The following is a 24,753-nucleotide window of genomic DNA, read 5'->3' as shown; positions in this document are numbered from 1 at the left end:
CGGTCATGCACCTGCCTTTTGCTTCAGATTGGTGACGACCATGCCCGATATCTGAGCAGTAACATCACACGGGTTCGTCGTGCCAACCTTCGAGGGGCTCAAAGTAACGGACACATCGACATCATGCTGATCACTGATCCCAATACTGACTTGACAGAATGACTTGTCTCCCTGTGGCCCATATGCAGAATGCGCCACAGCTGGAAACCCTTGCACCGAAGGAAGCGGACGCCACACCGTAGACTGCGGCTTCGAATTTGCGTATACCGCACTCAAACCGTCAGAAATTTTTGTCACATACAAGGCGGTTAAGATGGCACCAGAATCGCTATTAACCCAATGACACTGCGCACCGAGAGAAGCGTTATCAGCATGCTTCCCTTGTATCGCTTTCCCCAGCACCTTACTCACCTGCTCCGACGTGAACGCGCTGTCACACGGATGCGTCGATAGCACTGAATCCGGCAGGGGATTCTCGACCTTGGGCGCACCTGCATACGGCAAGGTTTTTCCAGCAGCCGACGAAGAAGCCGGGGCATCAGGCGAAACAGGAGGCGGATTCGGCGTCGAACCACCAGAACAACCAGCGGCTAAAACAACGGTCGCTGCAATCCCTGCAGAGAGCGAGGTGAACTTCACCTTCATCAAATCATTCCCTTGTCTTCGCCGCTGTTCCCGACAGCCTTTACATCCGTAGCTGCGTGGCCATCCGACTCGCCAACAATGCCCATCGCCTTCTCCAGACGATCGATCAGCTCCGTCATGTACTGGTACATACGCTCGTTCGCGTCCCTGCCAGCCGTAAAAGCGTTGACCGCCTGCTGATTGAATCCAGTGCTGCCCGGGTCCTGCGCCGGCGGCGTTAGCTGGGTCAGCGACATGGCCTCCGCACGCATCGCCCCCGCGTTGTCGCGGAGCCGCTTCGCCCGCTCGAGCAGCGAACGCGCTTCATCTGGGCTCAAAGTGAACCCGGCCCCCGCCTTCGTGGCAGACGCCACCGCAGCAGCGTCCGACACCCCCTGAGCCACGTTCATCGCCGCACCCACGACAGTAATCGGCAGCCCGGTCAGCCACCCCGTCGTTTCTATCGTGTTCCCCGGGTCGCCTTCAGCCATGTCCGCCCTCCCCTGCACCGCCACACCGCCCCACAACCAGGCACTCAGCCTTGAGTGAGACCCCTCCGGAGGTCACTGTAACCAACTGCTCACAGCAGAACAGCAGAAACAGGCAAACTCACCCCACTGCGCACTTGCACCGAACAGGCCACCGCACCGCGGCATCAGCAACGCGGGCGAGTCTCGGCGCATCATCTACCTGCCTTCTGCCTCAGATTGGTGACGACCATGTCCGCAACGATCGCCGCCACATCGCACGGATCTTTCTTGCCCACCTTGGAATCACCGAGCGTGACTGACACATCAACCGTTTTCTGGTCGCTTATACCAACAATCACCTGGCAGAATGCCTTGGTCGTTGCCTGCAGCTTGTAAACTGAAGCAGCTACGGCCGGAAGTCCCTGGATAGGGGAAAGCGGACGCCACACTGGTGCCTGCGGCCTCGTGTTCGCATAGGACGCACTCAGCCCATCAGCCACCTCCGTCGAGTAAATCACGGTGACCAATGAGCCAGAGTCATTGTTGGGCCAGTGACACTCCGCGCCAATTGCCGGATTGTCGGCATGCTCACCCTGCACCGGCTTCCCGAGAAGAGTTTTCACCTGCTCCAGCGTGAGCGCGCCATCACACGGATGCACCGAGAGCACCGAATCCGGCATTGGGTGCTCTACTTTTGGAGCACCCGCATACGGCAAGGTCTTCCCCGTTGCCGATGACGAAGCCGGAGCACTCGTCACACCAGGCGTCGGACTCGATGTCGAACCACCAGAGCACCCCGCCAGCAGCACAGCAGTCGCGACACTAACAACCGATACCGAGAACCGCATCCTCATCCGACGAATCCTTTTTCCTGATCACAGCCACCGACAGCTTTCACATCTGCGGCCACCTGATTGTCCGATTTTCCAAAAATGCTCAATTTCTTCTCCAATCGTCCAATCAGCGCCGTAATATTCTGAGAGAATTCGCCCAGAAATCCTTTACCAGCTGCGACAGCGTTGATCTCACGCTTCGGGCGCACCAGGAGCGAGCGTGCTTCACCGGCGCTCAAGGCGACCACGACCCCCGTGCCCCGGCAGCGCCTCCCTAGACCGCCCTTGGGCATCCCCGCCCTCACATCCACCGCAGGCCACCTCTCGACCAGCCCTCGACAGTTCACTGCAGCTAACTATTCACAGCAAGATAATTAAAAACTTCACCTCACCTCGTCGCGCAAATACTCATATACACGCGCGCCCGAGCCACCGCAGGAAAAGTTCGGCTTAGCCACACAGTTGGAGAAACCAGCGATCACGCGCCAGACTTCCGCTTCAAATTAGTGATAACCATGCCCGCGACCTGCACTGCAGCAGAGCACGGGTCCTGTCGCGAGCCAACTTTCGCCGGACTGAGGTTAACCGAAACACCGACGGTATACTTGTCACTAATTCCAACACTTACCTGACAAAATGATTTCGACCCTTCAGTACTATATGTCGAATGCGCGACCGCCGGAAGTCCCTGCATAGACGAAAGAGGATGCCATACCGTGGATTGGGGCTTCGTATTTGCATAAACCGCACTCAACCCGTCCGACACCTTGGTAACGTAAATCACACTCACACCCGCACCGACATCACTGTTAGTCCAATGACACTGCGCACCGAGCTCCGGCTTGTCGTCATGCTCTCCACGCGGTATTTTCGAAAGAGCCTCGCCCACTTGATCCGGAGTGAGTGCACTGTCGCACGGATGCGTCGACAACACGGACTCTGGCAGCGGATGCTCAACCTTCGGCGCGCCCGCGTACGGCAATGTCTTCCCGGCAGCCGACGGCAAGGGACTCATCGCGCCAGTGTCCGAGGTGGGCACAGAGCCACCGGAACACCCCGCTACGAACGTGGCCCCCACCGCCGCGACAGCAGCCACGCTTGCGAAACGCACCTTCATCCGACGATCTCCCCCTACGACTCCGCAGTCTCCCAGCCGCAACTGTAGCCAGGCACTCGCTCACAGACAGCGAGTTCGGGCATAAAAAGAGCCCCACCACCCGATCCGGGCAGTGGGGCTCTTCGGTGAGCTACCGAGAACTCAGCCCTTCAGCAGAGCCCGGGCCATCACGACCTTCTGGATCTGGTTCGTGCCTTCATAAATCTGCGTGATCTTCGCGTCCCGCATCATCCGCTCCACCGGGAAGTCACGCGTGTAGCCCGCGCCGCCGAACAGTTGCACCGCATCTGTCGTCACCGACATTGCGACGTCGGATGCGTAGGCCTTGGCTGCCGACGCGGTGAAGCTGGCTCGTTTGTCGCCGCGTTCGGAGGAGGCTGCGGAGGCGTATACCAGGTGGCGGGCGGCTTCGATTTTCGTTCCCATGTCGGCCAGCATGAACTGGATTCCCTGGAAATCGGCGATTGCCTTGCCGAACTGTTTGCGTTCCTTGACGTAAGCGACGGCTGCGTCCAGGGCGCCTTGTGCGATTCCTAGCGCCTGCGCGCCGATTGTCGGGCGGGTGTGGTCCAGGGTGCGCAGGGCGGTTTTCAGGCCGGTGCCTGGTTCGCCGATGATGCGGTCGGCGGGGATGGTGCAGTTTTCGAAGTAGATCTCGCGGGTCGGGGAACCCTTGATGCCCAGTTTCTTTTCCTTCGGGCCCACCGAGAAGCCTGGGTCGTCCTTGTGCACGACGAAGGCGGAAATGCCGTTGGCCTTCTTTTCCGCGTTCGGGTCGGTTACGGCCATCACCGTGTACCACGACGATTCGCCGGCGTTGGTGATCCAGCACTTCGTGCCGTTGAGGACCCAGTGGTCGCCGTCGAGGCGGGCGCGAGTGCGCATTGACGCGGTGTCCGAGCCTGCTTCACGCTCCGACAGCGCGTACGACGCCGAGGCTTCGCCGGACGCGATCGACGGCAGGACCAGCTTCTTCAGCTCTTCCGAACCGGACAGGATGATCGGCTGGGTGCCCAGCTTGTTGACTGCCGGGATCAGCGAGGCGGAGGCGTCGACGCGGGCGACTTCCTCGATCACGATGCACGCGCCGATGGCGTCGGCACCTTGGCCTTCGTACTCCTCGCCGATGTGGACGGCGTTGAAACCTGCCTTGATGAGCGCTTCGTTGGCCTCGACCGGGTAGCGCTCCTGCTCGTCGACCTCCGCCGCGTACGGCGCGATCTCCTTTTCGGCCAGGGCCCGGACCGCGGCCCGCAGCTCCTCGTGCTCTTCGGCCAGCTGATAAAGGCCCTCGGCCACCTTCAGTCACCTCTTCTACAGCGAAAACGGGAGAAAGTCCCTCGATGTTAGCCCGCGTTCACTCCGAGCGCGGCAGCTCGCTGCTTGTGTCCTCGGCCTCACCGTTCGTATGGTCAAGTGATGGCTGCCACTGCGTCGACCCCGCCGCCCGGATTGCCCGCTTCCCTTGACTACCCGCAGGTGCCGATCGGTTCGATACTCGCCGGCGCCGCAACGCGCTACGGTGACCGAGTCGCGTTCGCTATGGACGACGACCAGCTCACGTTCTCGCAGACCTGGCAAGCCGCCTGCCGGTTCGCCCAGGCGTTGCTGGCCCGCGGCATCGGCCGGGGCGACGTGGTCGCCGTGCATCTGCCGAACTGTCTCGCGTATCCGATCGCCTACCACGGCATCCTGCTGACGGGGGCGACGTTCAGTCCGACGAACCCGCTGCTTCCGCCAGACGACCTCGCCTTTCAGCTCACCGACTGCGGTGCCGCCGCGGTGGTGACGTTCGGGCCGGTCGCGGGCACGCTCGCGGCGGTCGCCGACCGGATTCCGGCGCGGCTCACGATCGTCGTCGCGCCCACCGGCGAGCTCGGCGAGGGGAGCGTGGAATTCCGCGAGTTCTTCGCTGACCAGCCTGCGACCAGGCCAGACGTGGCGATCGATGTGGACCGCGACCTCGCTCATCTCGCCTATACGGGCGGCACGACCGGACGGTCCAAGGGTGTCGAACTCACCCACCGCAACGTCGTCACGAACACGTTGCAGCACACTTGCTGGTCGACCGGTTCAGTACCGGCGCTCGACGCGAACGGCGACCTGACGATCGACCAGATCGGCAGCCCGGACGAATGGCCCACCCGGCTTGGCACCGGCACCGCGATCAACCTGACGCCGTGGTTTCACGCGATGGGCGTGATCGCGGGCCTCAACGGTCCGTTGATGGGCGGCGGCACGACTGTGCTGCATGCCAGGTTCGACCCGGCGGCGTACGTCGCGGACGCGGAACGTCTGCGGGTCACGACCATCGGCGGCGCGCCCGCGCTGTTCGCGGCGCTGCTGGCGACACCGGAGTTCCACACCGCTGACCTGTCGTCAGTGCGCAACATCGGCTCCGGCGCCGCGCCGATGAGCCACGAGATGATCCGTGCGCTGCACGAGCGGTTCCCTGACGTCGTGATCGCCGAGGGATACGGGCTCACCGAGGTGACGATGGGTGCGGTGATCTCGCCGAGTTACCGGTCCGGCGTGCGCAAGGTCGGCTCGGTCGGCGGGCCGATTTTCGACACCGAGGTCAAGCTCGTCGCGGACGGCAGCGAGGAGCCGTTGCCACCCGGGCAGGAGGGCGAGGTGTGCTTGCGCGGACCGCAGGTGATGCGCGGGTACCGGAACCGTCCGGAAGAGACCGCTGCCGCGCTGGTCGACGGGTGGCTGCATACCGGCGACATCGGCGTTCTCGACGAGGACGGCTATCTGTCCATTGTGGATCGCAAGAAGGACATGTTGCTGTACAAGGGGTACAACGTCTTTCCGCGCGAACTGGAGGAGCTGCTGAGCGCGTCGCCGGGCGTGCTGTCCGCGGCGGTGGTCGGACGGCCGAGTCCGGAGGTCGGAGAGCTGCCAGTGGCGTTCGTGGTGCGGAAGCCGGATTCCTCAGTGGACGCGGAGCAGCTGATGGCGGCGGTGAACGAGAAGGTGCTGCCGTACAAACGCTTGCGGGAACTGCATTTCGTGGCCGAAATCCCGGTGTCGGCGGCGGGCAAGGTGCTGAAGCGCGAACTGCGAAAGCAGCTTCCCGACCCAGCGTGAGCGGGCGGTGCGGGCGGAGGCCGGTTCCGGACCGGCCTCCGCGCCCTACTTGCCTGCTTTTTCGCGGAGCTTGGCGTCCTTGTCGAGCACCAGCTGCTCCAGGTCCTCCTGGAACTGCGTCAGTTTCGCCTGCAACTGCAGGTCAGCGGCGGCGAGGATGCGGACCGCGAGGAGACCGGCGTTGCGTGCTCCTCCGACGGACACCGTCGCGACCGGGATGCCTGCCGGCATCTGCACGATCGACAGCAGCGAGTCCATGCCGTCCAGGTACTTCAGCGGAACCGGCACCCCGATGACCGGCAGCACCGTCGCCGACGCGACCATGCCCGGCAGGTGCGCGGCACCGCCCGCGCCCGCGATGATCGCGCGGATGCCCCGATCGGCCGCGGACTTCGCGTAGTCCAGCATCCGCTGCGGGGTGCGGTGCGCCGAGTAGACGCCGACCTCGTACTCGACGCCGAACTCGTCCAGCGCTTGTCCCGCAGCCTCCATCACCGGCCAGTCGGAGTCGCTGCCCATGATCACGCCCACCTGCGGCGCCATTGTGTTCCCCTTCAGTGGATCTCGTAGCCGTCGAGCCAGACGGCGTGGGACAGCCAGTGCGCGGACAACAGCGCGCGATTGCGCAGGTCGTCCATGCGGTCGCCGACGAAGTTGACGTGCCCGAGCTTGCGGCCGGGGCGGTCCTGTTTGCCGTAGAGGTGGATTTTCACCTCGGGGAACCGCGCGAACAGGTGGTGCACCCGTTCGTCCGGGCTCATCTGCGGCGAGACGTCCGCGCCGAGCACGTTCGCCATCACGCACGCGGGTGCGATCAGGTCGGTGCGGCCGAGCGGGTAGTCCAGGACGCCGCGCAGGTGCTGCTCGAACTGCGAGGTGCGCGAGCCGTCCATGGTCCAGTGGCCGGAGTTGTGCGGACGCATCGCCAGCTCGTTGACCAGCAGGCCGGTCTCGGTCTCGAACAGCTCGACCGCAAGCAAGCCGGTCACGTCGAGCGTCGACGCGATGCGCAGCGCCAGCTCCTGCGCCTCGTGCACGCGCGATTCGGCCAGCCCCGGTGCCGGGGCGAGGACCTCGGTGTTGATCCCGTTCGTCTGCACGGTCTCGACCACCGGGTACGCCGCGCCCTGACCGAACGGGGAGCGCGCGACCAGCGCGGACAGTTCGCGCTTCATCGCGACCTTTTCCTCGACCAGCAGCTCGGTGCCGGCTTCGAGGAGTTCGGGAACGGTCTCGCGGGCCTGCTGCGCGGTGTCGAGCATCCAGACACCCCGGCCGTCGTATCCGCCGCGCGACGCCTTCAGCACCACCGGCCAGCCGTGCTCGCCGCCGAACGCCACCACGTCGTCCACTTTGGACACTTCAGCGAAGGCGGGACCGGGCACGCCGAGACCGGCCATCATCTCGCGCATCACGAGCTTGTTCTGCGCGAACCCGAGCGCGGTGGGCGCGGGGCGGACGACGAAACCCTCGGTGGCGAGGGTGAGCAGGTGCTCGCCGGGCACGTGCTCGTGGTCGAAGGTGACGACGTCGACCTGGCGGGCGAAGTCGATCAGCGCGTCGAGGTCAGTGTGGTGGCCGATGACGACGTCGCTGGCGACGAGGGCCGCCGCGTCGCCCTCGTCGGCCGCGAGCACCTTCAGCGACTGGCCGAGGGAAATCGCCGCCTGCTGCGTCATGCGGGCGAGCTGCCCGCCGCCCACCATGCCGACGATGGGAAGACCGGTTCGTTTGTCCATAACGCCGCCCAGGTTACTGGGCGAGAACTGGCGGACCACCGGCGACCTGCGGCGGAGGCGGCCGGGTGGGTGGGGTGGGGGGCGGGGGTCTGGATGGGTGGGGGTGGCTGAGTTGGCGGGGGCGGGGGTGGCTGGGTCGGCCGGATAGGAACACCGGCGCGGGCGGGGCAGGGTCAGCCGGGCGGGCAGGGTCGCGCGGGCGGGCGGGGCAGGGTCGGCCGGGCAAGGCAGGTCGTGCGGACGGGGCAAGCTCGGCCGGGGACTGCCGGGACAGTCAGGCGGGGGCGCAGGTGGGGCTGCGGGCGGCAGCGCGAAGGCGGGCGCGCGGGGACGGCCAGACTCAGGCGGGCACTGGCACTTACAGACTCAGGCTGGCACGGGCACTTGACGCGGGCGGGACGGCTGGGCGGGGTCGAGGTGGCCTGGGGTCGGCCGGGCGCGGCTTAGCGGAACCGACTGGGGCAGCGCGCACGTTCCGCAGGAGCGGCCAGATGTTGGCCGCGAGAATCTCGCGTCTAACCGAAACCGGCGGGGAGAAGCGCGGTGAAAACGACCGGCTAGCAGGGGCTCGGACCAGCGCGAGCGAGCCCAGCCGAGTTCAGTCGGCACACCTGCGCTCACCGAACAGGGTCGGCCGAACCCCCTGTCACGGCACGCAATTCCGGCGAATCGGCCTAGCCGGGCACCCCGCCGCGCCCGCTTCCGCCAAACTGGCCTGGCAGAAGCGCCACAGCAACAACCCAGACCGATCTCAAGTGGACACCCCACCACCGAAACCCCACCCCAAACCGTCCCGCTGCAGCAGGATGGCCGGATGGACTCCGTCACTCTCCCCCGCCCGGTTCTGCACGCCCTCCGTCAAGCCAGCCTCCCCGGGGTAGCCACCGGAATGCTCACCGGAGAACCCCGCCCGCTCGCCTTTCCCGAAGGATTCGGCGACGTCCTCGCCTGGCGCTGGAGCACCGATTCGAACGCAGCCGTCATCTAGCTCGCCGAGCTGATGAAGCAGCTCCGCGAGCGGCACCCACTCGCAAAGACCGTCACCCCGCCACTCCGGTTCGACGAGTTGCTCACCGCGGCCCGCGCTTGCCTTCCGGATGACTTCGCGCACGCCGATCTGCTCATCCAGTACACCCGCACCGCGCTGGGCGATTTTTACGGCGGGTCGGCGGAGCAATAGGCTCACTATTCGGTTGATCTGTCCGAATCCGGATCAGAACGATGGCCGTGCCCGTCCGCGAACCAAGGCTCCGGACGGCCGCGTAACCACCGCGATCCAGACAGTAACCGCCACCACCGACAAAAACCGCAAAAGAGCCGCTGACCAGCAGAGAAGCTACGAACCCTCCTGCTGCGCCCGGTTCCGGGCCCGCCGCTGCAAGCCCCACCGCAGCGCTAGTGCGACGGCCAGTACGACCGGCGTCAGGATGTAAGCGTCGCCGAGAATGTTCTGCCACACCTTCCAATGCAGCTCGACATTCCGGCCGTTCGGCAAGATCAGCAGCACGCAACTGACGAATACGAACGCGACCAGGAACGTCCCCAGCCACCGTTTCCACGCGGTCGCGGGAGTGGTTTTCGGCAGCCTGGACACCAGCAGCACGACCAGCGGCGCGACCCAGACCCAGTGGTGCGACCAGGAAACCGGCGAGATCAGCAGGATCCAGAACGCCGTGACGAGCAGCGCGGCCAGCGCCTGTCCGCGCCGGTGGAAGCGGAGCATCAGCCACAGCGCCGGAATGGCGAGCACCAGGCCGATGACAGTAGCCGCGGTGGAGGCCCAGGGGGCAAGGTCCGTGGCGCGGTTCATCAGGGCGTTCAGGGACTGGTTACCCGCCCAGTGCACCGGGCCGATCCGGCCGGTGTCGGGCAGTGTTTTGGTCCAGTATTTCCACGAATCGTGCGGATTGACCAGGAACAGCAGCAACTGCATTCCGACGAAGGTGCCGAGTCCGCGCAGAGCGTCTTTCCAGCGGCCGGTGACCAGCAGGTGGCCGATGAACACGATGGGGGTCAGTTTGATCGCCGCGGCGAGGCCCACCAGCACGCCGCCCCAGCGGCTGCCGCGCGCGCAAATGACCAGCAGGTCCAGCAGGACCATCGCCATCAGGATCAGGTTGATCTGACCGAGGAAGATCGTCCGCCACACCGGCTCAAAACCGAGGAAGACCAGGAAGAACACGATGGTCGACCGGGCGGGCGAGGCCCACCAGCGGGGGCTGTCGGCGGTGGGGCGGGGCAGCGCGCCGATCGCGATCCGTACCGACAGCGCGAGCGCGCCGAGCGACACCACCGTGAGGAAACCCCAGGCCACCTGCACCGGCACCAGTGCGAGCGGCGCGAACAGCAGCGCCGCGGTCGGCGGGTAGGTGAACGGCAGCAGCGCCCAGCCCGGTTCGGTGGGCAGCGTGTTCGCGTCGTAGAGGTTGTCCCCGTGCAGCAGTTGCAGCGCGCCTGCCCGGTAGACCGCGCTGTCCACGCCGAGGTTCCAGTCGTGCGTCCAGCCCCAGAACCCCATGGCGATCGCCAGCAGCGGGAACACGGCGAAGATCAGCATCGACCGCGGGCGCACGGACAGCCGTGCCAGAGATCGGCGCAGAGCCAGCCGGGGCTGCCCGGATCGATTCACCGGAGCTTCGCCGTCGGCAGCGGAGGGTACGGTCCTGGTCACCACACCAGGAAAGCACGACTTCGGGAATGCTGGTCAGGAAGGGTGACCGGGGCTCAGCTGTGCGCCAATTCCGTCAGCAGTTCGCACGCCCGATCGTGTGTCCCGGGCAACCGCACGGCCGAAACGAGCGGGCGGGCGACGTCGCGCAGCTGCGGATCTACCGATAGCCGCTCGTTGAGCGCCCTGCGCAACGCGACTCCGCGCGTGGCCAAGCGTTCGTTGCGTTCGGCCAGCACCGCGACCGCGGACGGGCCGATCGTCGCGTAGCACTCGCCGGTGTCGAACACTGCCCGGACGGCATCCGCGGCGAGGATCATCGCGGTCAACCGAGGCCAGCCGGACACTGCCGTCAAGTCCAGCGACACCGTGAGCAGCACGTTCGCTTCGCTGACCCCGCCGCGGTAGATCTCGCCGAGCCGGGTCCGCAGGTACGCCGCGGACGGCAGGCCGGTGAGCGGGTCGGTGACCTCGGTGTGCACGAGCTGGTCGGTGGCGACGTCTGCCCAGGCCAGCGCGGTCACGCGGAGCAGCCGGGCCGGGGTGGCGTCGACATCCGGCGCGACGAATCCGTCGACCGCGTCCGGGTCGGCGAGCACCGCGTGCAGTGCGGCCAGGTCGGACAGTGTTTCCGACAGCCCCGCTCCCGCTGCGGCCCGCGCCCGGCCCAATCCGGCCAGCGCGTTCTCCGCGCCGGTCGAGCCGTGCCGCACGACTGCCGCGCACACCGCGTCGACCTCGGGCAGTGCCCAATCGCTCGGGAAACGCCAGCCGGCCGCGAGGCTGGCTGTTCGCCAGCGAGCCCGCAAAGCCCGCAAATGGCGGTCCCGCTCGAACCTCGCACGCGTCTCGTCCCCCGACGAGTCGCCTGCGGAGCCGAACCGCGCCCCGGTCGCCGGTACGTCCACCGAACCCCCAGCTCCTTCCGGTTCCCTGTCGATCTTGTCCCCAATCACGGAGGGGACGCTGCCGAACTCCTCTCGTGACGCGTTTTCCCCGATCTTTTTCAGCTAATCCCCAGACGGAGAGGTGAACTTGCTGCGCCTACCGAGGCATGTGCCAGACCACGGCGTGACGAGTGTCGCCGCATCCGTCACACTTGGTGTGCGTTGTAGGGAGAAAGGCGCGTGGAGTCCGCCGCGCGCGCAGCCTTGAAGGAGCCCCGTGTCCACCGTTCCCGCCGATCTCTCCGGTAAGAGTGACGCCGAGCTGATCGCAGAGGTGCGCGCGGGAAAGATCGCGTCCTACGGTCCGCTCTACGAGCGGCACAGCGGTGCCGCGCACAACCTCGCCCGCCAGCTCGCGCGGTCCAGTTCGGAGGCCGACGACCTCGTGTCGGAGGCGTTCTCGAAGGTGCTGGACACGCTGCGTGGCGGAAAGGGCCCGGACAGCGCCTTCCGCGCGTACCTGCTTACCGCGCTGCGGCACACCGCGTATGACAAGACGCGCCGTGACCGCCGGATCGATCTCAACGAGGACATGACCGACGTCGGCGGGGCCGCTGGCGAAGCGCTCACCGTGCCGTTCTCCGACACCGCCGTCGCGGGCCTCGAGCGCACGATGGCCGCGAAAGCGTTCGCACGGCTGCCGGAACGCTGGCAGGCAGTGTTGTGGCACACCGAAATCGAGCAGCAGAGCCCGGCCGAAGTCGCGCCGCTGCTCGGGCTGACCGCGAACGGCGTGTCCGCGCTCGCCTACCGCGCCCGGGAAGGGCTGCGTCAGGCGTATTTGCAAGTCCACCTGCAGGAAAACGACGCGGACCGCTGCCGCGCGACGACCGACCGGCTCGGGGCCTGGACGCGCGACGGACTGTCCAAACGCGAACGCTCTCAGGTGGAAACCCACCTCGACGAATGCGACAAGTGCCGCGTGCTGGCGGCCGAATTGGCCGACGTCAACGGCAGCCTGCGCGCGATCATCGCCCCGATCGTCCTCGGCGGCGCTGCTCTCGGCTACCTGGCCACGATCGGCGCGGCCAAGGCGAGTGCGGCCACCGCAGGCGCCGCCGCAGTCGGTGCTGGGGCCGCGGCGGCAGGCGGAGCCAAGGCGGGTGCGGCGGCAGCCGCGTCCGCGCCGCGCCAGTTCGCCGGGGTCGCCATGTCCGGGGCCGCGATGGTGGCCGCCGTCGCGGTCGCGCTGGCCGCGGGCGGCGGAACGCAGACCATCCCGACCGCTCAGCAGGCCCCCGCGCCGCCAGCCGCCGGGCCCGCGCCCGCACCCGCGCCGAAGCCCGTTCCCCCAGCCCCTCCGGCTGCCCCTCCAGCCGCGCCACCGGCTCCCCCGGCCCCGCCGCCTGCCCAGCCCGCGCCTCCGGCTGTGCCGCCGCCCGCGGCTCCCCCGGCCGCCCCGCCGGCGCAGCCGCCAGCTCAGAATCCGCCTTCCGCGCCGCCGCAGCTGTCCGCGAACATGCCGGCGGGCGGGGTCGAACTCCAGCCGGGCGGCGGACCAGTCGCGCTGCCGATCACCGTGCGCAACAACGGCGGCACAGTGTCCGATCCGGTCCAGGCGACGCTGAACCTGCCGCCTGGCGTGCGGGCCGTCCAGGCGAACGGCGGCGGCGCTGCCGGTGCGTACTCCACCGAAGCGGCCACGCAGTCCGGGCCGACGAAGGTCGCGTGCCCGGGCGGCACGGGCACGGTCACCTGCAAGACCGGCAGTGGTTTGCAGCCTGGCCAGTCGGCTGTGCTGATGTTCCGGCTGCAGGCGGACGAGAACGCGACGGGCAGCACAGTGACCGGTTCGGTCACCGCGGGTGCTTCGGTGAATGTCGCCATCAGCGTTCGGGTGAAGGTCCAGGCCCCGAAGGACGCCCTGTCGCTGTCGGCCGAAAAGCTCGGCCCTTGGTTCCATCCGGTCGTCAAGGCCAACGTGCAGAACACCGGACAGAGCACGAAACCCGTCACGATCACCTTCGACCACAGGGCTACCGGCCCGTTCAGCGTCAAACGATTCAAATGCACGTCCGGCGACGCGAGCCTGAGCTGCACTAGCGTCAACCCACTGGCTCCCGGCGAGACGGCGGAGCTGTGGGTAGGCGTGAGCCGCGAGCCGTTTGACGGCCCGTTCAGCGTCACCGTCAACGCCTCGCTCGGCAGCGCCTCAGCAAAACCGGTTTCGGTGCCGCTCGACTGCTGGTGGGACATGTGCCACGACCCGACGATCGGACCGCTGTCGTCCACGTCGGTGCCACTGCCGTCGAAGCCCTCGACCTCGAAGAGCCACGAGCCGAGTTCGTCGAAGCACCCGAAGCCCAGCTCCACGCCGCCGACCACGCCGCCGACCGACGACGACACTCCGGATCCGACGTCCAGCAGTCCGGCCACGACCACGAGCGCGCCGCCGAACCCCGGTTCGAGCAGCAAGCCCGGCAAACCCGGTAACCAGGACAAGCGTCCGCCGTCGGTCGAACCCCGGGGCTTCTTCGGCTGGTTCACGGAGTAGCGTCCGCCAGGTGCGCGAACTTCTGGCGAAGCACCGTGAGCTGGTTCGGTTCGCCCTGGTCGGCGGCACGAGCTTCGTCATCACGCTCACGATCACCTACGCGCTGAAGTTCACCGTGCTGCGGACCCATCCGGTCACCGCGCTGATCGTCGGTGTGCTGATCGCCACGATCTTCTCCTACGTCGCGAACCGCGAGTGGGCGTTCCGCACTCGCGGCGGCCGGGAACGAGCCCACGAAGCCGCGCTGTTTTTCCTGATCAGCGGGGTCGCGCTCGGGCTGAACGCGCTGCCGCAGTGGGTTTCGCGGTACGTCCTGCAGTTGCAGGTGCCGCACGTGAGCCTGGTCGGCCAGGAGACGGCCGACTTCGTGAGCGGGATGCTCCTCGGCACCCTGCTCGGGACGCTGTTCCGTTGGTGGGCCTTCAAGAAATGGGTGTTCCCCACGGAGGGCGCCCGGCCGCAACCGGTACGGAATGACAATCCGGATATTCCGGACCGTAAGGCCGCCTGACACCTGCCGTGACCTCGAATTCTCTAGACTGCGATACGTGACCGTCGTCGAAACCGTGCTTGCCCGCACCCCCGAGCCGTTGCGCTCCGTGCTCGTTAAGCACCGGGAGCTGCTGAAGTTCGCGATCGTGGGCGGCACGACCTTCCTGGTCGACAACGGCGTCTGGTACCTGCTGAAGCTCAGCGTGCTGGAGTCGAAACCGACCACGGCGAAGGCGATCGCGATCATTGTCGCGACGATCGTGTCGTACGTCCTCAACCGCGAATGGTCGTTCCGCACCCGCGGCGGCCGCGAACGCGCCCACGAAGCGACGCTGTTCTTCCTGATCAGCGGAGTCGCGGTGGTGGTGAACCTCATTCCGCTGCTCATCTCGCGCTACTGGCTGCACCTGGAAGTGCCGCACGTGTCGCGGTTCGTGCAGGAGGTCGCGGACTTCGCGAGCGGTTCGATCATCGGCATGCTGCTGGCGATGGTGTTCCGGTTCTGGGGGTTCAAGAGGTGGGTCTTCCCGGATGAGCTGGGGGAACGGCGGAAGGACGGGGTTACCCGGCTTCCGCAGTGACCCGGTTGGCGTTGTTCGATCTCGATAACACGCTGACTGATCTGAGCGGTGCGTTTTCGCGTTGGGCGGCGGAATTCGCCGAGGTGCACCGGCTGCCCGGCGACGCGGTGGCCTGGCTGGTCGCCGCGCGGCGCGAGGGCCCGCTGGACCGGTTCTTCGCCAAAGCCCGGAAGCGGTTCGATCTGGCCGAACCGGCTGACCGGTTGTGGGCGAGTTACCGCGCGAGGATCCCGCAGCTGGTGCGACTCTTCCCGCACACGCTTGAGCATCTCGGCACCCTGCGTGCCGCCGGATGGCGAATCGGCATTGTCACCAACGGGATGCAGGACAACCAGCTAGCGAAACTCCAACGCACCGGTCTCGCCGAAGCAGTCGACGGCTACTGCATTTCCTCCGCCGTCGGCCTGCGCAAACCCGATCCGCGCATCTTCCACCTCGCCGCGCAAAACTGCGGAACGCAGCTGTCACCCGGCAATTGGCTCATCGGTGACAGCCCTGACCTCGACGTCGCGGGCGGGCATAACGCCGGAATACGCACTCAGTCACCACCGCACCTGGCCGCCAGATCGGCGACCACCCCACCGCGTCGCCACCGATCTGCAACAAGCCATCCTCAGCGAGGAACCGGCTCCGCGGGCCACCGCAATTCCCCCACCTCGTCCGGACGCGGCACCTTCAGAAACAAACTGAAAATCGCCGGACGCTTATTCGACAGCTCCAGCCGCCCGCCGTCCGCCTCGACAAGAGCGCGGGCCAATGCCAATCCCACCCCGGTCGAACCCCCGCCAGAAAAACCGCGTTCGAAAATGTGCGGCGCGATTTCATCCGGCACCCCGGATCCGGTATCCGCGACCTCGATCACCACAGTCCCCTCCGCGTCACCGCGGCGGGCGGAGAGCGTGACCGTCCCCGCTCCGTGGCGGAGAGCGTTGTCCAGCAGCACTCCGATCACCTCGCGCAGCCGCGCCGGAGTCACGCGCACCATCAAGCCGTCCGCGACCTTCAGGCGCAGGTTCCGTCCCTCGACGCGCAGCAGCTGACGCCATTCCTCCGCGACGGCGGGCAGCGTCACCGGAAGATCAACCGGTTCGGCATCTACCTCGCGCGCGGCGCGGGCGGCGGCCAGCAGCTCGTCCAGGGCCTGGGCTAGGCGGTCCGCCTGTTCCTGCGCGGCCCGGGACTCCTCGACGACGTCCGGGTCTTCGTGCCCGGTCAGTGGCTCCAACCGGAGCTGCAGTGCGGTCAACCGGCTCCGCAGCTGGTGCGAGACGTCCCCGACCAGCTGCCGTTCCCGCTGCACGAGCTGCGCCAAGGCGGACCCCGACGTGTCCAGTGCCTCGGCGACCATGTCCAGTTCGGCCACGCGGTAGCGGCTCGGGTCCGGACGGAAATCGCCGCCGCCCAGGCGGGAGGCGCGGTCCGCGACGTGCCGGAGCGGTTTCGCCAGACGGCGCGCGGTGACTGTCGCCACCACCGTGCCGGTGCCGACCGACAGCACCACCAGCAGCACGACCAGCAGCGTCACCTGTGTCTGCTTCGTGCGCACCGGACCGCTCGGGATCGCCAGCATCACCGTGCCGCTTCGCGCGGTCGGTACCGATTCGACCACTGGGTCGGGGCCGGGATTCGCGCCGAGGTGTTTTTCGCTGAAACCCTCGGCGCGCACGATCAGCATGCCGCCTTCGGGAACGCCGACCCGGAATTGCTCCAGGTCGATTTCCTGGCCGTTCGCGACCTGGGTGTCGACCGTCGCGGCGATGTTGCGGGCCCGTTCGGCCAGGCTTTCCCGGTTGAGGTTCTCCACCAGCCGCCACGCGGTGACGCCGAGCGGGATGCCCAGCACGGCCGCGGTCACCAGCACGGCGAGGAGGATCGCCAGCAGGATCCGGCGGCGCATGCTCATCGGCGGCTACTCGACATTGAACCGGAACCCGACGCCGCGCACGGTCGCGATGCGCCGTTCGGCGTCGGAGTGCGCCGGTTTCGCCTGCCTGCCCGCCGCCTCGTCGGCGGCGACCGCGAGTTTGCGGCGCAGCCAGGACATGTGCATGTCGAGCGTCTTCGAAGTCTTGGACTCCAGGTCGTTCCACACCTCGGCGAGGATCTCGTCGCGGCTGACGACCTGCCCGGCGCGGCTCATCAGCACGCGCAGCAGCTCGAACTCCTTGTTCGCCAGCTGCACCTCGTGTGAGTCCACAGTGACCAGTCGCGCGCCGAGGTCCATCCGGACGCCGCCGGCTTCCAGCACTTCCGGCACCCGGCGGCGCAGCAGTGCGCGGATCCGTGCGAGCAGTTCGGCGAGCCGGAACGGCTTGGCCACGTAATCGTCCGCGCCGGCGTCGAGGCCGACGACGAAATCGACCTCGTCGGTGCGCGCGGTGAGCATCAGCACCGGCAGTTCGGTGCCGCTCGCGCGCAGTCTGCGGCACACCTCCAGCCCGTCCATCCCGGGCAGTCCGAGGTCGAGCACGAGCAGGTCGACCCGGTGCGCGGCGGTCGCGGCCAGTACCGCCGGGCCGTCGGTGACGACCTCGATCTCGTACCCCTCCCGGTGCAGCGCGCGGGACAGCGGCTCGGCGATGGCCGGATCGTCTTCGGCAAGTAGGACCATGCTCACCTGGCCAACCTTACGGCGAACGGGCGTGAAACCATCGTGACCGTGCCTGCCTACTCGGATGACCTCGCTCTCGCCACCCGGCTGGCGGACGCCGCCGACGCGCTGACCACTGCCCGCTTCCGTGCGCTCGACCTCGCGGTGTCCGCGAAACCGGACCGCACGCCGGTGACCGACGCCGACACCGCCGTCGAGGACGCGATCCGCGAAATCCTCGCCGCCGAACGGCCGGACGACACCGTCGCCGGCGAGGAACGCGGCGGCACCGCGGGCAGCGAGGGCCGGGCGTGGGTGATCGATCCGATCGACGGGACCAAGAACTTCCTGCGCGGCGTCCCGGTGTGGGCGACGCTGATCGCGCTCGTCGAGGACGGCACGCCGGTGGTCGGCATGATCAGCGCGCCGTTGCTGGGCCGACGCTGGTGGGCTGCTCGCGGCGAAGGCGCGCACCTGCGCGACGCGGCGGGCGAACGGCGTATGTCGGTGTCGAAGGTGGCGGCGCTCGGCGACGCCTATCTGTCCACGACGGACTTGAACAGCTGGACCGAGTACCACTCCCGCGAGAAGTACCTCGCGCTCACCGAGGCGTGCTGGGAGTCGCGCGCGTTCGGCGATTTCTGGAGCCACTGCCTCGTCGCCGAAGGCGCGATGGACGTCGCGGCCGAGTGCATCGTGAACCCGTGGGACGTCGCCGCCGCACAGGTGATCGTCACCGAGGCGGGCGGCCAGTTCACCGATCTTTCCGGCGCGGAGACCTACGAGGGCGGTTCAGCGCTGTCCACGAACGGGCTCCTGCACGACGAAGCGCTGGCTGTTCTGCGCCGTCAGTGAGCGCCGGGCAGCACGCCGACCGCGCCTCGCGCCACCTGTGACCAGGTCAGCCTGCCGAAGAGGTAGTGGCAGGCGACCTGTTCGGAGGTGAACGCGGCCCAGTCGTAGCGGTTGCCCTGCTCGCGCCAGAACACTTCCCAGCCGCCGTCGGAGGTCGGCAGCAGGCACCACGTGTTGTCCGCTTCGCGGCCGATCGACACGACTTCCTCGGGCACTCCGATGATGCCCAGCCACTTCCGGATCGACTGGGTGTTCATCGTGCCTCCCGCGTGACGTCGACCAGGAATCCCAGCGTGACCAGTTCGTCCGCGGACAACAGAGCACGGTAGCGGATTCCGCCGCCCGGTCCGTCGAACCACTCCGCCGACGTCGCCTGCCACATCGGCATCGGCTTCGCCACGCGGTAGCGGCGGTAGCCCGAACGCAGCGCGGCGGGCGGCAAAGCGCGTTCCGCGAACGGCGTGCCGTCGGGCGCGAAAACGCGGCCGTGGTCGCTGCCGAAGCGGTCCAGCAGCGTATTTTCCGGCAGTACCACCGGATTCGGCTCTTCGACGCAACCCTCCGCCGGTGGCCACACGTACTCAGCACCGACGACGAACCGCCGTTCCCATTCCGGACCCTCTGGCGGCACATAGCCTTCGACGACCGCTTCGGGTGGCTCCGGATCCACCGGCGGCGCGGGCGAACGCCGAAACCCTTGCTTCACGTACCCGAGCACCGCGGTGTCGTCGAGCAACGCCGATTCCGGATGGTCGAACAACGGACGCCGCGCTCCCTCGGCGACCGCGACCCCGGCTGCGGGGAGCGGCAACTGCCGGTCCGGACGGTCCGCGGCCACCGGCAAATGACCGAGCGGGAACATGTGGACCGCGAACAACGCCAGCACGCTTTCCCGGTCGGTGCGCGGAGAACCGACCGGCGGACGGCTTTGCGCGGGCAGCACTCCGGTGCCCGCGGGCGGGGTGGGCACGTCGTCGAAGCCGCGCTCGAGCAGCCCGCCGTACTGGACGGGCACGCGCACCGGGCCGGTGGCGACTTCGGTGTCTGCCGGTTCGGGATGGTCGGACACTGGCACCCTCTTCTCGGTCGTGCCGGCACCGGGTCGGACGCCCACTCGACCCGGAAGGTTCCGGGCGAGCGGGAAACCCACCTTATCGGGCGACTGCGATGCGCCGCCTCACCAACGCGCGGGCCAGGCCGCGCTTCTCGACGACCTCGAATCCCGCTTCGGCGAACATGCCGGTCGTGCCGTGGTAGAGGTCCGAGGAGGTCGACTTAGGTCCGACCTCCACCGGATAGCCCTCGACGCTTTCCGCTCCCTGTTCGGCGGCGTAGTCCACGGCAGCCCGCAGCAACGCCGTCGCCAGCCCGCGCCGACGACCGCGCCGGTGGATGTAGAAGCAGGTGACCGACCAGACCTCGCCCGGTTCGTCCGACGCCATCACGCGCGAGGAGGCCAGCCGCGGATTGTCCTTCCGCGGCGACACGGCCACCCAGCCCAGCGGTTCGCCGTCAACAATGCCCAAGAGCCCCAACGGTTTCCCGTCCTTGGCCTCGGTGCGGACGTGCTCCTTGCGGCCGTCCCGACCGGCGGCCTTGTAGTCCTGGTTGCCGAGCCGGAAGAACGTGCACCAGCAGCCGCCCTGCACGCCGCCCGGTCCGAAGAGCTGCTCGAACAGCGGCCAGGTCTCCGCGTCGAGCGGGACGAACTCGGGAGCGCTATCCGGCAAGCGCGTTCACCACCCGCGACGGCGACGGACGGCCCAGCTGCCCGGCCATCCACACGCTGGTCTCCACCAGCTTCCCGAGGTCGACGCCGTGCTCCACGCCGAGCCCTTCCAGCAGCCAGACCAGATCCTCGGTCGCGAGGTTGCCGGTCGCCGACTCGGCGTACGGGCAGCCGCCGAGGCCGCCTGCCGACGAATCCACAGTGGACACCCCGGCGCGCAGTGCGGCCTCGGTGTTGGCCAGCGCCTGGCCGTAGGTGTCGTGGAAGTGCACGGCCAGTGCCGACGTGTCCCCGAACGCCTCGATCAACCGGGTGACCTGGTTCGTGGTGGCGACGCCGATGGTGTCGCCGAGGGAAAGCTGCGAGCAGCCGAAGTCGAGCAGCCGCTTGCCCGCCCGCACGACCTGCTCCACGTCGACCACGCCCTCCCACGGGTCGCCGAAGCACATCGACAGATAGCCGCGGACCTCGAGGCCCTCCTTGCGGGCCCGCGTGACCACCGGTTCGAACATGCCGAACTGGTCGTCGAAGGTCGAGTTCAGGTTGCGCTGGGCGAAGGTCTCGGTGGCGCTGGCGAAGATCGCGATGTGGTCGACGCCCGCGTCGAGCGCGCGGTCGAGGCCGCGGTCGTTCGGCACCAGCACCGGGTAGCGGACGCCGTCGCGGCGGTCGAGCCCGGAGAGCAACTGTTCGGCGTCGGCGAGCTGCGGCACCCACTTCGGGTGCACGAAGCTGGTCGCTTCGAGCGTGGTCAGCCCCGCGCCGGCGAGCCGGTCCAGGAATTCGAGCTTGACCTCGACCGGCACGACCGAGCTTTCGTTCTGCAGCCCGTCCCGCGCCCCGACCTCCCAGATCTCGACCCGCGGCGGCAACCCGCCCGCGGTGACCCGTTCCGGCAGGCCGACCTCTCGAGCACCCACGTCAGCGTCTCCTTCCGCGCGGTTCCCGGCCGCGCGGGGGCAGAGGTTCGGTGTCCTGCGGACCGGGCGCGCCGTGGTAGTCGTCGTAGGGATTGTCGTTGACTTCGCGGTAAATGACCGTGTGCACGTGCTCGACGTGGGGAATGTCATCGAAGCGCAGCGGCTCGTCCGAGGCCGACTCGATGATGAGCGTGCCGCAGCCGAAGATCCGGTCGAGCAGTCCGTGCTCGAACTGCACGCTGTTGATCCGCGACAGCGGGATGTCGATGCCGGTGCGCTTGAGCACGCCCTCGCGCGCGATCAGCCGGTCGGTGGTCACGATGAAGTGCGTCGTACGCCAGCGGACCAGCGGCGCGAGGAAGAGCCACACCACGAAGATCAGCGCGATCGCGGCGACCGCGATCATGGTGATGTTGTTCCACGGCCCGGCGAAGTCCTTGGCGACCACGAGCAGCCACACCGCCGCGCCGACGGTGATCACGAACGCCAGGAACGGGAAGATCAGCATCTTGAAATGCGGGTGGCTGTGCACCACCACGCGTTCGTTCTGGCTGAGCAAATCGTCCGGATAGGCCACGGCGGGCGCTCCCCTGCGAATGTGTGCCGATGTGGTGGATCCACCGTACCGGCGCGGGCCCCGCGCGGGCGCGCCCGTTCCGGTCAAGCAGGGCGGACGTGCACCACATCACCGGCGAAAACAGTCAGCCGCCGCCCGTCGGGGACATCGACCTGCAGCTGCCCGGCCGCGTCCAGGTCGGCGGCGCGGCCGGTGAGCGTCGACCCGTCCGGCAGCTGCACCTGGACGTCCTGGCCGAGGGTCGCGCACCGGGCGCGGTAGTCGCCGAGCAATCCGGCCTCGGTGAGGTCGCCGCCCGCGGTGCGCCAGCGGCGTTCGAGATCGTCGAACCTGGTCAGCAGGCCGAGCGCGACCTCGGTGCGGTCGGTGGTCGTCGCGCCCTGCTCGGCGAGCGAGGTCGCGGGCAGGCCGCCCGGGCCGGCCGGGACGTCGTCGCCCAGCGGCAGGACGTTCAGCCCGATGCCCAGCACCACGGCCGCGTCGCCGGCGCCGACCGCCTCGGCGAGGATGCCCGCGCATTTGGCCCGTTCGGGACCGGCGAGCACGTCGTTAGGCCATTTGAGGGCGACGTCGACCCCCAGATCGGTGGCGAGCGCGTGCACCGCGAGCCCGGCGACCACGGAAAGTGAACCGAGCGCGGAGAACGGCACGCCCGCCGGGCGCAGCGCGATGCTCAGATACAGCCCGGCACCCTTCGGCGAACTCCACGAACGAGCCCGCCTGCCCACTCCGGCGGTCTGGTGTTCAGCGAGCAGAACGGTCCGGTCCTCCGCGCCCGCGGTGAGGGCTTCCCGCAGGTCAGCGTTGGTGGAACCGGTCGTCTCCACGACGTCGAGGCGGGCGTAGCGGCCGCCGAGTCCGTCCCGCAGCCGCGCCGCGTCGAGTTCAGCCATGTGCCCACAATATGAGAGTCCCCCTAACGTGCAAGCCGTTCGCTCGTTACGCAGAAGTGCGCTCTTCTAGATTGGACGCCGTGACGCCGGAGACCCCCACCGCCGACGCGCCGTCGAAGCCCACCTGGGCTCGCGGTGCCCTGCACCGTGGCCTCGTGGCGTTGCCGCTGGTCGCCGGACTCGCCACCGCGGGCTGGCTGGTGGCCGGACGCGACCAGCCCGCTCCCGTTCCGGCGCAGGCCGCGCTCACCGCTCCGGTGCCCGCGCAGACCGTCAGCGGTCCGTCGGTGCTGCAAGCGAGCGCTCCGGTGCAAGCGCAGGAACCGGCGCAGGGCGCGGCCGGCGGAGGCGGTGGTCCGGCTCCGCTGCAGAAGTGGGCGGATTCGCTCGCCGGGCCGCTGGACATCCCGGCCCCCGCGTTGCTCGGGTACGCCAACGGCGAGCTGACCATGCGCAAGGAGCGCCCGGACTGTCACCTGTCGTGGGTCACGCTGGCCGGTCTCGGTGTCGCCGGAAACAACCACGGCCGCGGCGAAGGCGATCCGATGGGGCTTTCGACGCAACAGTGGAAGAAGTACGGCGCGCAGATCCCGGGCATCGCGAACCCGGCGCTGTCCGACCCGTCGTCAGCGTCGGTCGCCGCGGGCCGCGCGCTGTGCGCGAGCGGCGTCGACCTGTCCGCGGGCAATGGCTGGTGGAAGGCCGTGGCCGGGTACCAGAACGGCAGCGGCATGGAGCTGTTCCGGCAGCGAGTGCTCGGTTACGCCCAGCTGTACGCGACGCTTTCGCTGGATCCGGCGAAGTCGAACGCGCCGTCGGTGCACGCCGCGCGGTTCGCGCTCGGACAGCTCGGCCTGCCATACGTGTGGGGCGGCAACGGTCCCGACGCGGGCGCGGCTGGGTTCGATTGCTCAGGTCTCACCAAGGCTTCTTACGACAGTGCCGGGGTTTCCTTGCCGCGCACGGCGGACAGCCAGTTCCGGTCGATCCCGCAGGTTCCGGGCGGACAAGAACCGAAGCTGGGCGACCTCGTCTTCTACGGCAGCCCGGCGACGCGGATTCACCACGTGGGGCTGTATCTGGGGAACGGGCTGATGATCAACGCGCCCACTGAGGGGCAGGCGATCCAGATCCACACGTTCCACCGGCCCGGGGACGACTACGCCGGGGCGGGGCATCCGGCGGACTGACTTCACGCGGGTCCGGCCGCGGCCATCACCGCCTGCCACGGGGTCGCGTCGAAAATCAGCAGGATCGACGTGATGCGCCCGTCGGTGAGACGGAAGTGTTCGGCGGTGCGCTGGATACCCACTGGCGAGGCGGTGTGCACGTCGTAGACCAAGGTGGCTTCGGTGTCGCTGTACAGCTCGCTGATCAGCTCGACGCCGGTCACGATGGACAGCATTCCGTCGATTCCGTCGAGGTGGCCCGTCGCGCTTTCCGAGGCGATGAACGGGCTGCGAAAGCGAAAACCCTCGCCGATCTGGGCCGCGGCCGCCGCGATGTCGCCCCGGAACCGGGCTTCGTGATAGGCCCGGACCGTGCTCCGGGTTTCCGCGGTCATGGTGTCTCCTGGGAAAGATGCTGCTCGATCTGGCGCTGGTTTTCCGCCAGGCGAAGGCACAGGTGCCGGTACTGGGCGAGTTCTTCTGGGCTGAAGCCGCAGAACAGGGCGGCCATCGCACGTTGCGTTGGTTCGAGGAAGGAAGCCAGCCATTCGCGGCCGGCTGCCGTGATCCTGGCGCGGACCGACCGGCGGTCGTGCTGGTCTTGGACGCGTTCGACCAGATGATCGCGGGCAAGGGTGTCGACCAAGCCGGTGACGTTCCGCGAACTGACCCCCGCGGCGCGAGCGAGTTCGCCGATGCTGAGGCCCGTTTCGGGACCGGTGCTCAACCTGGCGAGGACATCGAGCGCTCCCGTGCTGAGACCGCGTCCGCCCGCACCGTGTCCGCGCAGCCGGTCGACTGCTTGCGCGGCGGAGCGGATCGCCGCGGCTGCTTCCAACGCGAGAGTGTCACCACCCAACGCGAACGCGCTCATCGCTTCTCGGACCCCTGGGTCGTAGAGCAGACCCGCCGCGTCCGTGGCCGAGGATTTATGTACGTCCTTCACAATGAAGTCATTCTAT

28 protein-coding genes and 1 pseudogene are annotated in these 24,753 nt (G+C 67.9%); 9 read left to right on the top strand and 20 right to left on the bottom strand.

Going from position 1 to position 24,753, the window contains the following annotated elements; genetic code table 11:
* Window positions 1-3: 3 nt before the first annotated feature.
* The 6 genes from ACWGIC_RS20130 to ACWGIC_RS20105 all read right to left on the bottom strand — a co-directional run bounded on the left by ACWGIC_RS20130 (window position 4) and on the right by ACWGIC_RS20105 (window position 4,343).
* The gene (locus ACWGIC_RS20130; protein WP_452077455.1) at window positions 4-645 is read right to left on the bottom strand and encodes a DUF3558 domain-containing protein; all 642 of its coding nucleotides are present in this window, start codon (window positions 643-645) and stop codon (window positions 4-6) included.
* On the bottom strand, window positions 645-1,115 hold the full coding sequence (locus ACWGIC_RS20125) for a hypothetical protein (protein ID WP_452077454.1): 471 nt from the start codon (window positions 1,113-1,115) through the stop codon (window positions 645-647). The genes ACWGIC_RS20130 and ACWGIC_RS20125 overlap by 1 nt, the downstream gene beginning before the upstream one ends.
* Before the next feature lie 191 nt (window positions 1,116-1,306).
* Window positions 1,307-1,942 carry a DUF3558 domain-containing protein gene (locus tag ACWGIC_RS20120; protein WP_452077495.1) on the bottom strand — a complete coding sequence of 212 codons (636 nt, stop codon included), beginning with the start codon at window positions 1,940-1,942 and terminating at the stop codon, window positions 1,307-1,309.
* Window positions 1,943-1,944: 2 nt separating this feature from the next.
* Window positions 1,945-2,175, bottom strand: coding sequence for a hypothetical protein (locus tag ACWGIC_RS20115; RefSeq protein ID WP_452077453.1), 231 nt, complete (start codon window positions 2,173-2,175; stop codon window positions 1,945-1,947).
* Between the two features lie 230 nt (window positions 2,176-2,405).
* Entirely contained in the window at window positions 2,406-3,044 is a 639-nt protein-coding gene (locus ACWGIC_RS20110) for a DUF3558 domain-containing protein (protein ID WP_452077452.1), read from the bottom strand.
* Window positions 3,045-3,185: 141 nt separating this feature from the next.
* A complete protein-coding gene (locus tag ACWGIC_RS20105; protein WP_452077451.1) occupies window positions 3,186-4,343 on the bottom strand; it encodes an acyl-CoA dehydrogenase family protein in 1,158 nt (385 codons plus the stop codon).
* Window positions 4,344-4,463: 120 nt separating this feature from the next.
* On the opposite strand from ACWGIC_RS20105, the gene ACWGIC_RS20100 reads away from it, so the two are divergent.
* Window positions 4,464-6,137, top strand: a complete 1,674-nt coding sequence (locus ACWGIC_RS20100) for a class I adenylate-forming enzyme family protein (protein ID WP_452077450.1) — start codon at window positions 4,464-4,466, stop codon at window positions 6,135-6,137.
* Between the two features lie 45 nt (window positions 6,138-6,182).
* Here the strand turns inward: ACWGIC_RS20100 and purE are convergent, their stop codons facing one another.
* Window positions 6,183-6,680 carry a 5-(carboxyamino)imidazole ribonucleotide mutase gene (purE, locus tag ACWGIC_RS20095; RefSeq protein ID WP_037815998.1) on the bottom strand — a complete coding sequence of 166 codons (498 nt, stop codon included), beginning with the start codon at window positions 6,678-6,680 and terminating at the stop codon, window positions 6,183-6,185.
* Between the two features lie 11 nt (window positions 6,681-6,691).
* Entirely contained in the window at window positions 6,692-7,876 is a 1,185-nt protein-coding gene (locus tag ACWGIC_RS20090) for a 5-(carboxyamino)imidazole ribonucleotide synthase (protein WP_452077449.1), read from the bottom strand.
* Between the two features lie 814 nt (window positions 7,877-8,690).
* Here ACWGIC_RS20090 and ACWGIC_RS20085 point away from each other — a divergent pair.
* Entirely contained in the window at window positions 8,691-8,864 is a 174-nt protein-coding gene (locus tag ACWGIC_RS20085; RefSeq protein ID WP_452077448.1) for a hypothetical protein, read from the top strand.
* A 12-nt stretch (window positions 8,865-8,876) separates the two neighbouring features.
* Window positions 8,877-9,056 (top strand): hypothetical protein, encoded by a 180-nt coding sequence (locus ACWGIC_RS20080; protein ID WP_452077447.1) that lies wholly within the window; start codon window positions 8,877-8,879, stop codon window positions 9,054-9,056.
* A gap of 156 nt (window positions 9,057-9,212) precedes the next feature.
* On the opposite strand, the gene ACWGIC_RS20075 is transcribed toward ACWGIC_RS20080, so the two are convergent.
* Both ACWGIC_RS20075 and ACWGIC_RS20070 read right to left on the bottom strand, forming a co-directional pair.
* Window positions 9,213-10,547, bottom strand: coding sequence for a glycosyltransferase 87 family protein (locus tag ACWGIC_RS20075; protein ID WP_452077446.1), 1,335 nt, complete (start codon window positions 10,545-10,547; stop codon window positions 9,213-9,215).
* A gap of 53 nt (window positions 10,548-10,600) precedes the next feature.
* Window positions 10,601-11,452: a GGDEF domain-containing protein gene (locus tag ACWGIC_RS20070; protein WP_452077445.1), complete on the bottom strand. Its 852-nt coding sequence runs from the start codon at window positions 11,450-11,452 to the stop codon at window positions 10,601-10,603.
* Between the two features lie 256 nt (window positions 11,453-11,708).
* On the opposite strand from ACWGIC_RS20070, the gene ACWGIC_RS20065 reads away from it, so the two are divergent.
* The 4 genes and pseudogenes from ACWGIC_RS20065 to ACWGIC_RS20050 all read left to right on the top strand — a co-directional run.
* Window positions 11,709-13,985 carry a sigma-70 family RNA polymerase sigma factor gene (locus ACWGIC_RS20065; RefSeq protein WP_452077444.1) on the top strand — a complete coding sequence of 759 codons (2,277 nt, stop codon included), beginning with the start codon at window positions 11,709-11,711 and terminating at the stop codon, window positions 13,983-13,985.
* A gap of 10 nt (window positions 13,986-13,995) precedes the next feature.
* Window positions 13,996-14,496, top strand: a complete 501-nt coding sequence (locus tag ACWGIC_RS20060; protein WP_452077443.1) for a GtrA family protein — start codon at window positions 13,996-13,998, stop codon at window positions 14,494-14,496.
* A gap of 37 nt (window positions 14,497-14,533) precedes the next feature.
* Complete coding sequence (locus ACWGIC_RS20055; RefSeq protein ID WP_452077442.1) at window positions 14,534-15,058, top strand: GtrA family protein; 525 nt, start codon at window positions 14,534-14,536, stop codon at window positions 15,056-15,058.
* A pseudogene (locus ACWGIC_RS20050) lies at window positions 15,055-15,585 on the top strand (HAD family hydrolase); the annotation flags it as partial. The gene ACWGIC_RS20055 and the pseudogene ACWGIC_RS20050, both read left to right, overlap by 4 nt.
* Before the next feature lie 86 nt (window positions 15,586-15,671).
* On the opposite strand, the gene ACWGIC_RS20045 reads toward ACWGIC_RS20050, so the two are convergent.
* Window positions 15,672-16,955, bottom strand: coding sequence for an ATP-binding protein (locus ACWGIC_RS20045; protein ID WP_182894666.1), 1,284 nt, complete (start codon window positions 16,953-16,955; stop codon window positions 15,672-15,674).
* Between the two features lie 12 nt (window positions 16,956-16,967).
* Entirely contained in the window at window positions 16,968-17,669 is a 702-nt protein-coding gene (locus ACWGIC_RS20040; protein ID WP_009072764.1) for a response regulator transcription factor, read from the bottom strand.
* 42 nt (window positions 17,670-17,711) lie between these two features.
* Between ACWGIC_RS20040 and hisN the strand changes: the two genes are divergently transcribed.
* Entirely contained in the window at window positions 17,712-18,503 is a 792-nt protein-coding gene (hisN, locus tag ACWGIC_RS20035) for a histidinol-phosphatase (protein WP_452077441.1), read from the top strand.
* On the opposite strand, the gene ACWGIC_RS20030 is transcribed toward hisN, so the two are convergent.
* The 6 genes from ACWGIC_RS20030 to ACWGIC_RS20005 form a co-directional block, all read right to left on the bottom strand.
* A complete protein-coding gene (locus ACWGIC_RS20030) occupies window positions 18,497-18,760 on the bottom strand; it encodes a hypothetical protein (RefSeq protein ID WP_452077440.1) in 264 nt (87 codons plus the stop codon). The genes hisN and ACWGIC_RS20030 overlap by 7 nt on opposite strands.
* A complete protein-coding gene (locus tag ACWGIC_RS20025) occupies window positions 18,757-19,572 on the bottom strand; it encodes a TNT domain-containing protein (RefSeq protein ID WP_452077439.1) in 816 nt (271 codons plus the stop codon). The genes ACWGIC_RS20030 and ACWGIC_RS20025 overlap by 4 nt, the downstream gene beginning before the upstream one ends.
* Before the next feature lie 82 nt (window positions 19,573-19,654).
* Window positions 19,655-20,233 (bottom strand): GNAT family N-acetyltransferase, encoded by a 579-nt coding sequence (locus tag ACWGIC_RS20020; RefSeq protein ID WP_452077438.1) that lies wholly within the window; start codon window positions 20,231-20,233, stop codon window positions 19,655-19,657.
* A complete protein-coding gene (locus ACWGIC_RS20015; protein ID WP_452077437.1) occupies window positions 20,223-21,152 on the bottom strand; it encodes a hydroxymethylglutaryl-CoA lyase in 930 nt (309 codons plus the stop codon). The genes ACWGIC_RS20020 and ACWGIC_RS20015 overlap by 11 nt, the downstream gene beginning before the upstream one ends.
* A gap of 1 nt (window position 21,153) precedes the next feature.
* Complete coding sequence (locus tag ACWGIC_RS20010) at window positions 21,154-21,729, bottom strand: PH domain-containing protein (RefSeq protein ID WP_452077436.1); 576 nt, start codon at window positions 21,727-21,729, stop codon at window positions 21,154-21,156.
* 83 nt (window positions 21,730-21,812) lie between these two features.
* Entirely contained in the window at window positions 21,813-22,622 is an 810-nt protein-coding gene (locus ACWGIC_RS20005) for a biotin--[acetyl-CoA-carboxylase] ligase (RefSeq protein ID WP_452077435.1), read from the bottom strand.
* Window positions 22,623-22,702: 80 nt separating this feature from the next.
* Between ACWGIC_RS20005 and ACWGIC_RS20000 the strand changes: the two genes are divergently transcribed.
* Window positions 22,703-23,812 (top strand): C40 family peptidase, encoded by a 1,110-nt coding sequence (locus ACWGIC_RS20000; protein WP_452077434.1) that lies wholly within the window; start codon window positions 22,703-22,705, stop codon window positions 23,810-23,812.
* Between the two features lie 2 nt (window positions 23,813-23,814).
* Here ACWGIC_RS20000 and ACWGIC_RS19995 read toward each other — a convergent pair whose 3' ends face one another.
* Both ACWGIC_RS19995 and ACWGIC_RS19990 read right to left on the bottom strand, forming a co-directional pair.
* Complete coding sequence (locus ACWGIC_RS19995) at window positions 23,815-24,186, bottom strand: hypothetical protein (protein WP_452077433.1); 372 nt, start codon at window positions 24,184-24,186, stop codon at window positions 23,815-23,817.
* Complete coding sequence (locus tag ACWGIC_RS19990) at window positions 24,183-24,737, bottom strand: MarR family winged helix-turn-helix transcriptional regulator (protein WP_452077432.1); 555 nt, start codon at window positions 24,735-24,737, stop codon at window positions 24,183-24,185. The genes ACWGIC_RS19995 and ACWGIC_RS19990 overlap by 4 nt, the downstream gene beginning before the upstream one ends.
* Window positions 24,738-24,753 lie beyond the last annotated feature (16 nt).

The organism is Amycolatopsis sp. NPDC054798 (genome assembly GCF_053611505.1).
This window is presented reverse-complemented; position numbering and strand designations above follow the sequence as displayed.